This window comes from Myxococcota bacterium (assembly GCA_040387835.1).
Lineage (GTDB): Bacteria > Myxococcota > UBA727 > UBA727 > JABDBI01 > JAZKCZ01.
Window position 1 is genome coordinate 70,127 of the sequence record JAZKCZ010000004.1, and the last position, 13,990, is coordinate 84,116.

The 13,990-nt window shown below is 47.4% G+C and carries 13 protein-coding genes and 1 pseudogene; 5 read left to right on the top strand and 9 right to left on the bottom strand.

Going from position 1 to position 13,990, the window contains the following annotated elements; translation table 11 throughout:
• Position 1 precedes the first annotated feature (1 nt).
• A complete protein-coding gene (gene rpsF / locus V4534_08225) occupies positions 2 to 451 on the bottom strand; it encodes a 30S ribosomal protein S6 (GenBank protein ID MES2504848.1) in 450 nt (149 codons plus the stop codon).
• A gap of 26 nt (positions 452 to 477) precedes the next feature.
• The gene (locus V4534_08230) at positions 478 to 1,053 is read right to left on the bottom strand and encodes a hypothetical protein (protein ID MES2504849.1); all 576 of its coding nucleotides are present in this window, start codon (positions 1,051 to 1,053) and stop codon (positions 478 to 480) included.
• 62 nt (positions 1,054 to 1,115) lie between these two features.
• On the opposite strand from V4534_08230, the gene V4534_08235 reads away from it, so the two are divergent.
• A complete protein-coding gene (locus tag V4534_08235; GenBank protein MES2504850.1) occupies positions 1,116 to 2,807 on the top strand; it encodes a long-chain fatty acid--CoA ligase in 1,692 nt (563 codons plus the stop codon).
• Positions 2,808 to 3,082: 275 nt separating this feature from the next.
• Here V4534_08235 and V4534_08240 read toward each other — a convergent pair whose 3' ends face one another.
• A complete protein-coding gene (locus tag V4534_08240) occupies positions 3,083 to 4,330 on the bottom strand; it encodes an APC family permease (protein ID MES2504851.1) in 1,248 nt (415 codons plus the stop codon).
• A gap of 58 nt (positions 4,331 to 4,388) precedes the next feature.
• Between V4534_08240 and V4534_08245 the strand changes: the two genes are divergently transcribed.
• Positions 4,389 to 5,684 carry an alkaline phosphatase D family protein gene (locus V4534_08245; GenBank protein ID MES2504852.1) on the top strand — a complete coding sequence of 432 codons (1,296 nt, stop codon included), beginning with the start codon at positions 4,389 to 4,391 and terminating at the stop codon, positions 5,682 to 5,684.
• On the opposite strand, the gene V4534_08250 is transcribed toward V4534_08245, so the two are convergent.
• Genes V4534_08250 through V4534_08275 form a run of 6 tightly spaced genes read right to left on the bottom strand, consistent with a single transcriptional unit; the run spans position 5,681 to position 11,379 of the window.
• Positions 5,681 to 6,790, bottom strand: coding sequence for an ABC transporter permease (locus V4534_08250; protein ID MES2504853.1), 1,110 nt, complete (start codon positions 6,788 to 6,790; stop codon positions 5,681 to 5,683). The genes V4534_08245 and V4534_08250 overlap by 4 nt on opposite strands.
• Complete coding sequence (locus V4534_08255; protein MES2504854.1) at positions 6,787 to 7,896, bottom strand: ABC transporter permease; 1,110 nt, start codon at positions 7,894 to 7,896, stop codon at positions 6,787 to 6,789. Before V4534_08255 ends, V4534_08250 begins: the two co-directional genes overlap by 4 nt.
• Entirely contained in the window at positions 7,893 to 8,645 is a 753-nt protein-coding gene (locus V4534_08260) for an ABC transporter ATP-binding protein (protein MES2504855.1), read from the bottom strand. The genes V4534_08255 and V4534_08260 overlap by 4 nt, the downstream gene beginning before the upstream one ends.
• Positions 8,642 to 9,376 (bottom strand): ABC transporter ATP-binding protein, encoded by a 735-nt coding sequence (locus V4534_08265; GenBank protein MES2504856.1) that lies wholly within the window; start codon positions 9,374 to 9,376, stop codon positions 8,642 to 8,644. Before V4534_08265 ends, V4534_08260 begins: the two co-directional genes overlap by 4 nt.
• Complete coding sequence (locus V4534_08270) at positions 9,369 to 10,103, bottom strand: efflux RND transporter periplasmic adaptor subunit (protein ID MES2504857.1); 735 nt, start codon at positions 10,101 to 10,103, stop codon at positions 9,369 to 9,371. Before V4534_08270 ends, V4534_08265 begins: the two co-directional genes overlap by 8 nt.
• The gene (locus V4534_08275) at positions 10,096 to 11,379 is read right to left on the bottom strand and encodes a TolC family protein (GenBank protein MES2504858.1); all 1,284 of its coding nucleotides are present in this window, start codon (positions 11,377 to 11,379) and stop codon (positions 10,096 to 10,098) included. The genes V4534_08270 and V4534_08275 overlap by 8 nt, the downstream gene beginning before the upstream one ends.
• 86 nt (positions 11,380 to 11,465) lie before the next feature.
• Here V4534_08275 and ndhC point away from each other — a divergent pair, with 86 nt between their 5' ends.
• From ndhC to nuoC, 3 genes and pseudogenes are all read left to right on the top strand, one after another.
• Positions 11,466 to 11,840 (top strand): NADH-quinone oxidoreductase subunit A, encoded by a 375-nt coding sequence (gene ndhC, locus V4534_08280; protein MES2504859.1) that lies wholly within the window; start codon positions 11,466 to 11,468, stop codon positions 11,838 to 11,840.
• A gap of 16 nt (positions 11,841 to 11,856) precedes the next feature.
• Positions 11,857 to 12,399 (top strand): annotated as a pseudogene (locus V4534_08285) (NADH-quinone oxidoreductase subunit B family protein).
• Positions 12,380 to 13,990, top strand: a complete 1,611-nt coding sequence (gene nuoC / locus V4534_08290) for an NADH-quinone oxidoreductase subunit C/D (GenBank protein MES2504860.1) — start codon at positions 12,380 to 12,382, stop codon at positions 13,988 to 13,990. The pseudogene V4534_08285 and the gene nuoC overlap by 20 nt, the downstream one beginning before the upstream one ends.

Sequence of the window (13,990 nt, forward strand, 5' to 3'; positions counted from 1 at the left end):
ATTAAAACTCCTGCATTTCGTCGAAATTGCCTTCCATGCCAGCATCCATCATGCCTTCATCGAAGCGATCCATATCGGACGCATAGCGTTGTGGCTCTTTGCGTTCTCTAACGACTGGCACTTCGAGTTGATCTGCTTGCTCTTCACGAGTTGAAGCATCAACATCTTTGGCGAGCAAAATACTTTGACGCAAGATAACAGCTTCTTCGATTGCCAAGGTTCTTTCAAACTCAGTTACCAGACCTGGAAGGCCTAAGTAATTGTGGTGGACATAGATACCGCGCTGATGCTTTCCACGTTCCCATGCCAGCTTGCGTCGACCCCAACAATCAACTTTAATGTTCTTGCCGCCCTCACGGGTAACCAGGTCTTTCATTTTGAGCATGAAATCCTTGGCCGCTGAATCGGTCATTTCTGGATTTAAAACGTAGATGCTTTCGTATTCGCGCATAGGACTTCGCTTAGAGCATGCCCTAGTTAAACAAGCAAGTGGGGATTAGTACTCTGAGGAAAGACACCATTTTGTACCAATAATGCCTTTAATTCAGGACTTTTTGAGATCTGATATTCCTCAATCCAGCTTAATATTTGTTCAGAATTAGCCTTTTTATCTTGCAAACTCATTTGCCTGAGCAGGAAAACCAGCCGTTCAAAGGCATCCGAGAGCTCATGATAGACCTTCTGACCGGTACTTTGAGCAAGCCTTTGATACGCCCCTTCACCCATCGAAATATAATAGTTGCTGCTAACCCCAGTGGCTTGGGTTTTTTCCCCGAAAAACCCCGAAAGATAGAGCGTGCTATCTCCGATTTGCTTGAAGATTCGATTAGCTTCGCCCGCACTGGCTTCTAAAGCGCGTTCTAATAAAAGCACTAAAACAGGCTCTTCGCCTGGATTAATGCCAGCATAGACCCGATCTGCTCGTGCAAAATCCGATAGAAGATACACCAAATAGATTTGCACTTCTTCGCTCAACGTGTTGCCAGAGCGCTTGAGGGCGATTTCGAGGGCTTCCTTGAAATATGCCTGCATGTTGCCGCCAACAATCAACATATTTACATTATAGCACCTTAGATAGTTGCTTAGAATCCGAACTACAGTTAAGAATAAGCACTATGGCCAATTCGGTTTATGGACTTCTGCAGGAAAGTATACAAAAACGAGGTAATTCGCCGGCGATACGCTATAAGGCGTCCGGAACTTGGCGAGAGCTTAGTTGGGAGCAATTAGGCCAAAAAGTTAACCAAGTTGCATCCAAATTGATAGAATTGGGGATCGAACCGGGCGATCGGGTCGTAATCCTGTCCAAAACCAGACTCGAATGGGTTTTAGCCGATCTAGGTATTATGGCGGTAGGTGCCTGCGCTGTGCCAATCTATCAATCGAACATTGCCAAAGACGCCGCTTATATCTATGCCAATTCAGGCGCCAAACTGGCGATTGTGGAAGATGATGAGCAAGCTGCCAAGATTCCCAAAGCTCAGCTTTTATCGATAGGCGATATTTTCTCCAACAAGATTAATTCCAGCGAAATCGAAAACAGAGCTGGGGCTCTGAAGCCTTCCGATATTGCCACGATTATTTATACTTCGGGTACAACGGGAGAAGCTAAAGGCGCCTGTTTAACGCATGACAACTTCCTGTATGAGGCCCAAGCCATTGAGAAGATCGGCCTCATATCAAGCGATGATATTCAATTGCTGTTTTTGCCGTTGGCTCACGTTTTCGCCCGTGTGATGGAAATCGCCTGGCTCAAAACTGCTCATGTCCTATGTTTTGCGGAAAGCATCGAAAAAGCCGTAGAAAACATGAAGGAAGTAAAGCCGACTTTCATGGCCGCGGTGCCGCGAATTTACGAAAAAGTTTACGCCCGTATTCTAGCCAAAGCCCGCAGCGGCGGGACGGTCAAAAAATGGATCTCCAACTGGGCGCTCGGCTTGCAGCAGCACCCGCGCGGCATCCGGTGGGAAGTCGCCAAAAGATTAATTTTTAGCAAGATAGGTAAAGGTCTTAACGAAACCTTCGGTGGCGAACTCCGGTTTTTCATCTCTGGCGGCGCGCCGCTTAACCCGGAGATCGCACACTTTTTTGATCATGCTGGCGTGACCATTTTGGAAGGCTATGGCTTAACTGAAACCACCGCAGCAACCTGCGTTAATCTGCCCGGTCAAAATCGCATTGGAACTGTCGGGAAGCCGTTACCTGGCATGGAGCTAAAAATCGCCGAAGATGGCGAGATTTGGGTTCGGGGCAGGGGTGTGTTCCAAGGCTATTGGGATCGCCCCGAGCAAACCGCTGAAGTGTTATCCACCGATGGCTGGTTTAAAACCGGCGACATCGGGGTAATCGAATCCGGCGGTTTGCTGCGCATTACCGATCGCAAAAAAGATTTGATCGTAACCGCTGGCGGTAAAAAGATTGCGCCCCAAAAATTGGAAAACCTGGCCAAATCAAAAACTTCTATGATTTCCCAAGTAATTGTTTCAGGCGATCAAAAAAACTATCTGGTCGCGCTTATCACGCTGGATGAGCAAGGCGTCAAAGATTTTGCGAAACGCCAAAAAGTCAAAGGATCTTACGGTCAGCTGACTCAAAACGAAGCGGTCAAAAAGAAAATCGCCACAGCCATCGAAAGTTTAAATAAAGGTCTACCTTCTTTCGAACAGCTCAAGAAATTTAAAATCTTAGATCACGATTTCGTGGTAGGGGATCAGCTGACCCCAACACTTAAAGTAAAGCGCACCTATTGCATCCAGAAGTATGCATCCGAAATCGAGTCATTGTACCAACCGCAATCCCCGGCTTAAACATTCCGAAGCGCATAAGCGATGAAGCTCCATGCTGCAATTCCGACGGCGCAGCCAGTGCTGACTCCAACTATTAAACTGGTTATAAATGACTCATCAAAAAGACTGCTGGCAACAAAACCAGCGCCTGCTGAGAGCGCAGCGGTGCGATAGATAAAGGGCCTCGGGTCTCGAAAAGCTTGTGCCGAAGTAGCTCCCGATAAGATTAAGAAAATCATAAAAAAAGCAGCCAGTCTCATGTGAATGATAGCTGGCTGCATGGATTTTTGGACAGATTACTCTAAGTGCAGAACTTTCTTACGATACAAACCATAACCGAGAATCACTGCTACGATAATCGGGCTAATATTCAGAACGCGATCTACCGTGCTGCCACCTAAATCAATCCAGCAGAAGTAGAACAAAATGGCGCAAGTGAAAAACCCAAGCACCATAATACCCGCCTGGAAATAGTGCTTAGAAGCCAAACTGACACGCAAAACAGCGATTAGAGTTAGAAAGTAAGCCATCCCGACGCCAACCACGGTGAACGCAAAAAGATTGCCAATGTCAGACATAAAGCAAAGTAATAACCAAACCACAGCCCCATGAATCACCGCCGCCCGAAGCTTGCTTCCATGTGAAAGTGCAACGATGTTGGTGATATTGCCAAGCGCCAAGCCAAATAAGCTGTTGGCATAGCTCAACAGAATGGCTGCAATGATAATTCCACCCAAAGCCATCATAACCGGCGAGCTGAGCCCTAAATAGCCTGGGAACGCAATCGCACCTTCTGCCGCAAGCTGCTCTGGTCCCATGATTTGCAACAAGCCAAAATGGAAAATCATATACAAAACAGCAGTAATGAAAAATGCCGTCAAGACCACTTTACCAACAGACGATGGCCCATCTTTGAGCAAATGACTCAATGAACAGCAAGCTTCAAAACCCAAGTAGCCGAAAATAACTGTCGGCAGTGTCATCGGCAATTTATCAATCAGCGTCAAATCATATTCGAGACTCGGGTTGATGTACCAAAGCGTCAAAACGGTCACGAGGAAAAGCGGAATGAGCTTAAGCAAAGTAGCACCAGCTTGCATGCGGCTTACCAAACCCAAGGGCAATAAATTCAAAGCCGAAAACGCCAACAGAATCAGCGCGTTGGTGAGATATGGGTGCTCTGATGCAAAGGATAAGCCCAAAGTGGTGGACATATTGATGCGCAAAAGCGTTGTAATCGCCGATGTCGTGCCCATGACGTATCCAAGCAGATAAAACCAATGAGCCAAGAAACCAAAATCTCTATTTAAACCTGTTTTGCAGTAATTATAAAAGCCACCAGCACCGGGAAATAAAACGGCGGCCCTGGATAGCCCCCAAGCCACAGGGAACATCAAAATGGCTGCAAACAACCAAGAACTAAAACTTAAAGACCCGGCAATGGCCGTGATGGTCTTAGGTCCGGCGAAAATTCCACCGCCTACAATAATATTAATACTCATTAAAACAGCGGTCCAAAATGGTATCTTTGCTTGTTCAATCATCGGATTTCCTTAGGTGCCATCTAGGCCCAAGTCAATGAGGGGTGGGCTGCTTCAAGGAATGCGCTATCTAGTCTTGCTTGTTATTAGCTTCCATATGCTCACCCGTAGAAATTGGCTCAAGAGGGCAAGTTTGCTCACCGCTGGCGGTGTACTTTCCCCTGGTTTGCTTCAAGCAGCGCAGTTTGTTTCGCTCAGACTCAGTGGGTTTTTCCCGATGGGCGTGGCTTCTGCGGATGTTCATCATGACAGCGTCATTTTATGGACCTGCTATCGGGGCATTTATCGTTTGCGGGTTTGTGTTTGGGCGAGCGATGTAGAGCCTATTTGGCAAGACGCAGAGCCCACCCCATGGGGTTATACACACCTCGAAGTTTCAGGTTTATCGCCCTTTAAGCGATATCGTTACGCTTTCTATGAGACTCTAAACGGCGTTTCACTATCTCGAAGTATTATCGGAAGTTTTAAAACCGCGCCTGCGCCCGGCGATTTGGTTTCGCTTAAATTTGGCGCTATTAGTTGTATCAAAAATACTGGTGGATCTACAGTTTTAGAGCACGCAGGCGCGAGAGACGATTTAGACTTTTTCCTATGTAATGGCGATAGCTCTTACAACGATAGCGTGCAAAGCCTATATGGTTACCAGCAAGCATGGCTGAAAACCTTGAGCTCAAGAGGCTGCCAGATGCTGAGACGTTCCACCAGCTTGATTGGCACCATCGATGATCACGAAATAGAAGATAATTTCGACCCAGAAACGATTAATCCTCTGAAGCTTCAGGCTGCTAAAAAAGCATTTTTTGAACATATGCCGCTAAGGCGCAATGAGACCAAACCTGACCAGATTTGGCGGAAATTTTCATTCGGTGCCACGGCCGATATTTTCGTTTTAGATTGCCGCACCGAAAGGCGGCCATCGTTCGGGCGCTATATGTCCAGAGCACAAATGGACTGGCTCAAACAGGGCTTATTCGAATCAGGTGCCATGTTCAAAATTATTATGAACTCAGTGCCAATTAGCGAATTCCCTTTTCCCATGGCAAGCGACCGATGGGAGGGATATCCCGTCCAAAGACAAGAGATATTAGGCTTCATCGATGAATTCCGAATCCCCGGCATCCTGTGGGTATCAGGCGATTTTCATTTCACCAGCAAAGGCCGAGTATCCAAAAAAGGCTTCGGCGCTAATCAAATAGAAGTTCTAGCCGGCCCCGGCGCGCAACTCCCAAACGTAGCAGGGTATGCCTTAAAGACATCCTCTCAATTCGACTGGGTTCACGTGAAGAATAGCTACTTGGTCATTGATTGCGACGTTAAAACCCAAAGCATCAAAATCGAACCCATCTTCGGAGACTAGCCTAAGGTGGTTTTGAATCGGTTATAGCTTAACGCCATTAAGAAAATAGCCATAGCGGATAAGATGCATAGATGGTGAATAACCAACTGTGCATCTCCGCCTTTAAGCATGATATTTCTGAGCAATTCCAAAAAGTACGTCAGCGGATTGATATAAGTCAGCACCTTCATAAATGCCGGGATATTTTCAACGGGAAAAAGCAGTCCTGACAACATTTGCATGGGATAAAGACATAAAAATCCGGCAAGCATCGCTTGTTGCTGCGTTTTTGAAATGGTTGAAATCAAAATCCCCATGGCGACCGACGAGCAGACAAAGATAAGCACTGCCAGAAATAACACCAAAAAGGAGCCATGCATTGGGACATTAAAGCCAAACATGGCCACTGCCAAAATCAGCGGCAAGTTAAATAGCCCAATCAACACGAACGGAATCGCCTTACCCAGCAGAATCTCCATCGGAGTGGCTGGTGAAGATAAAAGCATCTCAAAAGTACCCAGCTCTTTTTCTCTAGAAACCGCTAGGGCCGTGAAAAATAAAGTGGTCATCAAAACCAGCATGCCCATCACCGCTGGCACTTGGAAAACAGCCGTTCTCATGGAAGGATTATACAGAATGCGCATCTTAAGATTGATGGGCGCAGGCGTTGCTCCTATTTTCATCTCTTTAGCAGTCACGTTTCGGATAATCTCTCGCAAGTAATTCTCGGCGCTTTGAGCTCTAATAACGTTGGATGCGTTGATTAACAGCTGCAGTTGACCTTCGCCCCGCCCTACCGACTGGGTAAAGCCCTCGGGTGGAGGGATTAATACGACGTCTGCTTCGTTCGCTTGGATCTGAGCCATTGGGTCTGTGTGTTTCACCACGGCTGGAACGAGCCAGCCGGACGCGTAGGCATGCTCGCCGATCTGCTGCAGCACCGCATCACCTTCAATACCAACGATAGATAGTCTGATGTTATGAACGTCTGTAGACAGTGCAAAGCCGAACAAAACCAGCTGCATGATGGGCATCATAATCAGCAAGGCCCGCATTCTAGGGTCCCTCAGTGCTTGACGCAGTTCTTTTTTGATGAACCCTAAAATGGTTTGATTGACAAATCTCATGGTTCTAAGTCCGTTTTAAATTTTCTGGAGGCCAAAGTGACCAAGATGAGGGCTTGAATGGCAAGCGCGATAAACGGCACCTGTAAGTCGATTAAACCGGCACCTTCCAAAAAGCTGGAACGCGAAATTTCCATGAACCAGCGCGCCGGAAAGATCATCGTAAAGTACTGAAAAAACTGTGGCATACTTTCAATGGGAAAGATAAAGCCCGAAAGCAGAAGCGATGGCATAAATCCTGTCTGCATGGATAATTGCATGGCGAGCTGTTGCTTGCGCGTAACCACTGAAATCAACAGGCCCTGCGCCAAGCTACCAATCAAAAACAACCCACAGCCCAGCAAAAAAACCCAGTGGCTGCCTCTGAACGGGATATTGAAAACGACGCGTGCTAGCCAATAGACCAGTCCGACAGCCCCGAGACCTAAAACCAAATACGGCGCAAGTTTGCCTAAGATAATCTCAATGGGCTTGGCTGGCGTTGAAAGCAGCAGTTCCATGGATCCATTCTCCCATTCGCGTGCGACTGTCAGCGCCGTGAGCAAGATGGAAAGCATCGCCAAAATAATCACCAAAAGCCCGGGGATACTAAACCACCTGCTGTTTAATTCAGCGTTATATAAATATCGAGTTTTAATCTGAACACCCTGAGGTGGCGAAATCTTCGCTATTTTCTCGGCTGCAACCAAAGACATGGCATTTAAATAGCCTGAAATTAAGCCAACGGTGGAGCTGTCCGAGCCATCCAGCAGCACTTGTGCATCTGCGCGATGATGAGCTATTAAGTCTTTTTGGAAATTGAAAGGTATAATCAACGCGGCTCGTGCTTTGTTGCCGTCGATCAAAGATACCGCCCCTTTTTGTCCCTGCGCATATTCAGGCACGAAATAGCCAGAACTGCCCATGATTTCCACGAATTTTTGCGAAGCGACGGTATGATCCGCGTCGTACACGGCGATGGGTATGTTTTTGACGTTAAACTCAATGCAAAGGCCAAAGCACATCACCATCATGAACGGCAATAGCAGTGCTATCCCTAGGGTGAACGGGTCCCTGAGAATATGCATGGCTTCTTTTTCTGCAATACTGAAAGCCCGTCTAATCCTCATTTTTTGTTTCCCTTCACCAACGAAATAAACACATCTTCCAAAGACGGCCTTTTGCCCTGCCAGCCAGGAAATGCGATGGTTCTTAAGGTGTCAGGCGTATCCAGCGCGATAATTTCGCCATCTTTCATCAAAGCGATGCGATGGCATTGCTCCACTTCGTCCATGTAATGTGATGTAACAAAGATGGTCTTGCCGTTTTTGGCTAGCTGGCGAATTAAGTCCCAAAAGAGCGCCCTGGAAGTTGGACTTACACCTGCTGTTGGCTCATCCAGAAAGATAATCTCGGGATCGTGCACCATGGAGGCTGCAAGCGAGACTTTCTGTTTCATGCCGCCTGGCAAGTCGACAACGAACGTGTTTAGTGGCTTTTCGAACGAGATGAGCTCCAAAAGCGATTTTTTTTGCTTTAGATAAACACCTTTGGGGATTTTACGTAGGTCTGCGGCAAACGACAGATTCTCCTCAACCGTCAAATCGTTATACAGCGTGAATTTCTGCGACATGTAGCCAACTTTGCTTTTGATGTACTCAAAGTTGCTTTCGGTCACTTTTTTGCCAAAGACTTCTGCTTCACCGCTGGTTGGTGTTAATAAGCCGCATAATACTCGAATGGTGGTGGTTTTGCCCGCGCCGTTGGCGCCTAAAAAGCCAAAAATCTCGCCTTTTTCGACTGCAAAGGAAATTCCTTGAACGGCTTTGAAATCGCCGAATTGAACCGTCAGTGCTTTAGTCTCGACAACTGTATTCATGCGGACTCATATTTGATGAAGAGAGCGCCAAAGCCTTCAACGCCTTCTTTTTGTAAGATTTCTTTTGGGCTGCCCTGGGCAATCACGCGGCCGTTATCTAAAACATGCGCTTTGCTGCAACGTTCTGCTTCATCCATGTAGGCCGTGGTAATCAAAATCAGCACGCCTCGTTGATTAAACGCCGTAAGTAACTCCCAAAATTCTTGACGGCTAATGGGATCTACACCATTGGTGGGCTCGTCGAGCAAAACTGCCCAGGGGGATCTCAGTAGCGCACAGATTAGGCCAAGCTTTTTGTACATGCCACCGGAAAGCTTGCCCGCTGGCCTGTCTACAAAGCGGGTAAGCTGCGTTATATGCAGGAGTTCTTCACGCCTTTTTTGATAGTCCTGATGTTCGATGGCATAAAGCTCCCTAAAGAAGTTTAGGTGCTCGGAAATTGATAAGTCGGCGTACAAACTTTGCTGCTGGGGCATGTAGGCGATGTGGTCGCGAATATGAGCGAAAGGCGCTTTTTGACCATTTTGAAAGTAGCAAACCTCGCCCTGGTTGGCATGTAGAAGCCCCACCAAATGCCGCAGCAAAGTAGTTTTACCTGCACCTTCGGGACCAATGATGCCGTGCATGACACCTGACTCGAACTTTAAGGTGATATCTCGTAAAGCTTGAGTCTCTCGTAGCTTTTTCGAAAGGCCAGCAACCTCAATCGAAATGGCGGGAACCTCAGTCATAATCCTGTCTCACTTCAACCGTCATACCGGGCTTTAACGTTTTTGCTGCGTTGGCAAATAGCACTTTAACCGCGTAAACCAGGCGCTGCCTTTCTTCGCGTGTCTGGACGTTTTTCGGGGTAAATTCAGCTTGTTCGCTGATTTCGATAATCTTGCCTTCAAATGGTTTCATATCCAGTTCAGGTAGGTGGCCGATGATTTTTTGACCCAACTTAAGCTTGGCGACATCTGGCTGCGGCACGTAGATATAGGTATACAGCTCGGCTAAATTGGCCAAGGTTAACAACTTAATCCCTGGGGTCACCATTTCGCCTGGCTCATGATATTTGGCCAGCACCGTTCCGGTGAGTGGGGCAGTGATTTGACACCAGCTTCTCATCAAAGATGCCTCATCGCGGTTGTTGAGGCTTAAATCGTAAGCTTCCTTGGACGATGAGCCTTGGGCAAATAGGTTTTGTGCTCTCTTGAAATTGGACTCCGCCAATCTAGCTTTGAGCGAGATGTCTTCGCAGGTTAGGCTTAATAAAGCTTGACCCTGTGTGATGTCATCGCCTGCTTGGACATTCATTTTGGCTATGACGGAAGTAACGCGCGAGGAGATATCCACTTTGGTCGCTTCGATGGTGCCAGCGAAAGTAAATTCCTGTTTGAAAACGGTTAGCTTCAGCGCTAAGGCCGTGATGGCTCCGATAAGAATTAAGGCAAATACGACGATTTTTTTACTCACGGGCCGTTTCTCCTGGCGATGAAAGATATTGAAGGGTTGCAAGTTGCGCTAATAGTTGTTCGTCCGTTTGGGCAGCGCCAAGCTGAGCTTCTAAAAGTCTGGTGTTACTGGTTTCGACATCGAGATATTTAGAACTGCCGGCCTTATAAGATTGAAAGGTAAGTTTGGCGATTTGCTGTGTTTGTTCGATGAGCTGGGCGTTAGTTTCTTGCTGAAGTTTGAGACTTTGAACCAGATCCAGCGCTTTTTGATAGTCCCTCAATAAATCGAGTAGCTTTTGATCTTTTTGATAGCGAATGGCTGAAGCTTCGCGTGCTCTTTGCTGGCTCGTGTTCCAATTGCTATCTCCAAGCCATAGCGGCAAATACAGGTTCACCATGAATACATTGTTCCAGGCCTGAGCCGGCACGATTAAGTTCGGATACAGCCACTGGCTTTTCGCCAGGAGGTCTATTTTGGGCCACAAGCTGCCTTTGGATGCTGAAACAGATAACTCGGATGCTTTGAGCGATAGCATGATGGATTTGATGGCTGGTTGCTCTGCGTCTGGTGGCACGGGCTTGGTATCTGCCAACATGCGGCTTAAAGTCTGCTCTTGGGGTTCAAGGGTTAACTTGTCGGTTGTCACATTGCCTAAAAGCGCAGCCAAGTCTCTCAGCGTCGTTTGTAGAGCGGCTTGGCTTTGCTCGTATTTAAGCTGGTAGGTCATCACATTTCTGCGGGCCGAATATTGGTCAAGTTTGCTCGATGCCCCTGCGTTCAGTCTGAGGTCGATGTCTCGACTTTGAGCTTGGGCGAGCTTTAGGACGTCCCCGGTCGCCTGTATGCTTTTTAAAGCGAGCTGCGATTTGAAATAGGCCAGTTGAACTGCCAGCTGCAGTTCTCGCTTAGATGATTTCAGGCTTTCTATCTTGCTTAAGGCGGTCAAATCAGCGCCTTGGTAGTTTTTACGGGCCGCAAGGCCATCGAATAGCGTGTACCTTAATACTGGTCCGATGGTGTAATTGTGATGAGCACCAGCGCTGAAGGAACCAAGCCCAGGCATTTTGATGGTCGGCACATTGGTTTGATAAAAGTAATTTCCTTCAAGCGATAAGGTGGGCAATAGCCTTGTAAAAGATGCCTTTTGCGAAAGCCGCGCGGCCTCAACATTAGTCGAAAGCGCTTTTAGGGCGGGCGAGAACGAGTTTGCTCTTTCAAGAGCTTCATTCAAGGATTCAGACCAAGCTGGACGCGTGAACGCAGCCGCCATGAATAAGAGAGAAACGAGTTTCATTTGAATGCTCTAGCGCTCTGATCGAGGTTTTGGTGGTATCACCTAAACGCTTGTTTTTTTAGGTGAAGCGCTCTAAGCCATCAACAATGGTTTGGATTTTTGTCGGCGGCGTTTTGTTCGTTGTCCTAAGCATGCTGGGAGGCTACTTTTTAGGTCCTCAAAGTATGAAAAAGGCCACCAAAGTGCCTTACGAATCTGGGATTGTCAGTACTGGATCTGCACGCGTGCGTTTTCCAGTGCACTTTTATTTGATAGCGGTTTTATTTGTTATCTTCGATCTCGAGTCCATTTTTATTTATGCTTGGAGCGTCTCGATCCGAGAGTTGGGCTGGCGCGGATTCGGGCAAATATCGGTTTTTATCGGGGTGCTGTTAATTGCCCTCGTTTACTTAATTCGCCAAGGGGCGCTGGATATCGGGCCTAAGTTGCGAAAGCCTGAAGGGGATGCCCGTGACATCTGATAATTTCATGTTTGCCAAGCTCCAAGACTTAATTTCTTGGGGCCATAAAAACTCGGTTTGGCCTTTTAACTTTGGCCTCAGCTGCTGCTTCGTAGAGATGGCCACCAGTTTGACGAGTAAGTATGATTTAGCGCGTTTTGGCTCTGAAGTTATCCGGGCAACACCCAGAGAAGCGGACGTCATGATCGTTGCTGGAACAGTCTTTGTGAAAATGGCTCCGATTGTCAGACATCTTTATGACCAGATGTTGGAGCCTAAATGGGTAATCTCTATGGGATCTTGCTCTAATTCGGGCGGTATGTACGACATTTATAGTGTGGTCCAAGGCGTCGATAAGATTTTACCTGTGGATATGTATGTCTCCGGGTGTCCTCCGAGACCTGAAGCTTTTATGGAAGGCCTACTTTTGCTCAAAGACTCGATTGGTAAAGAGAGAAGGCCTGTTTCCTGGGCTTTCGGCTCGCAGGAAATTGTCCAACCCGAGCCTCTCAACATGAGAGATATTAAAACTCCATCACGCATGAAGGCGACCTTACTCGATGAACCTAATCGATTCTGAAAATTTGCTCGAAACCGCCAAAGGTTTCGATATGCTTTACGATATTACAGCGATCGATGAGACCATGCGCAAAGGCCCTAGGGAGCATGCGGGCGATTTCACGCTGGTCTATTACTTTTTGTCGTTAAAGACCGCTGAGTTTACGCAAGTTAAAGTTCCGGTTCTAAATGCCTTGAGCGTCATTCCATCTTTGACAGCCGTGTTTAAAAACGCGAACTGGTATGAACGCGAAGTGTTCGACATGTTTGGCCTGCAGTTTTCGGGGCATCCTGATTTAAGGCGTATTTTGATGCCAGAATACTGGAGTGGCCACCCGCTTTTAAAAACGCACCCGGCACGTGCCACAGAAATGGGCCCCTACACGCTGCCTAATGACAAGCAAGATTATTTGCAGAGCGTCATGCGTTATAAACCTGCCGATCAAGGTGGCGAGTACCTCTACTTAAATCTAGGCCCTCAGCATCCTGGCACACATGGTGTGCTCCGCTTGATTTTAAAGATGGAAGGCGAAACCATCCTGGAATGCATCCCTGACATCGGCTACCATCATCGCGGCGCGGAAAAAATGGGTGAGCGCCAGACCTGGCACACCTATATTCCGTACACGGACCGCGTGGATTATTTAAGCGGCGTTTTGAACAATCTGGCGTATTTACTATCGGTTGAGCAGTTGGCTGGCCTTGTAGTTCCGCCGCGTGCACAAGTGATTCGAGTTATGCTCTGCGAGCTCTTTAGAATCATCAGCCACCTGGTCTGGTACGGCACCTTCGTTCAAGACATCGGCGCAATGTCGCCCGTTTTCTACATGTTCAGCGACCGGGAAAAGGCCTTGCAAATCATTGAAGGTATCACAGGCGGGCGGATGCACCCGAGCTGGTTTAGAATCGGCGGCGTGGCGCATGATTTACCCGAAGGCTGGGAAGCTGCCATGCAAGGCTTCTTAGATTACTTGCCTAAACGCTTAGATGAATACGATAGCTTGGTGATGAAAAACCCCATTTTCAAAGCCAGAACCGTAGGCGTTGGAGCTTATAGCCAAAAAGAGGCTATCAGCTGGGGTGTCACAGGCGCTGGACTGAGAGCGACCGGACTTGCTTTCGATTTACGCAAAGCAAAACCCTATTCAGGCTACGAAAACTTCGATTTCGAAATTCCAACCGCTCAAAACGGCGATTGCTATGACAGGGCATTGGTCCGCATAGAAGAAATGCGTCAAAGTCTGCGGATCATCAAACAATGTATGAACAACATGCCATCCGGCGCTTATAAATCAGACCACCCTTTGACTACGCCGCCTAATAAAGATCGAACATTGGTTCACATTGAGACCTTAATTAACCACTTCCTCAACGCAACCTGGGGCCCGGTAATGCCAGCAGGGGATTCTTTCCATGCCATTGAAAATGCTAAGGGCATTAACTCATATTATTTGGTAAGCGATGGCGGTACGCACTCCTACCGAACGCGCATCAGAACGCCATCTTTCCCGCATATGCAAATGTTACCTCTGCTTGCAGAAGGCAGCACCATTTCAGACTTAATGGCAGTATTGGGAAGCATCGATTTTGTGTTGGCGGATTTGGATAGATGA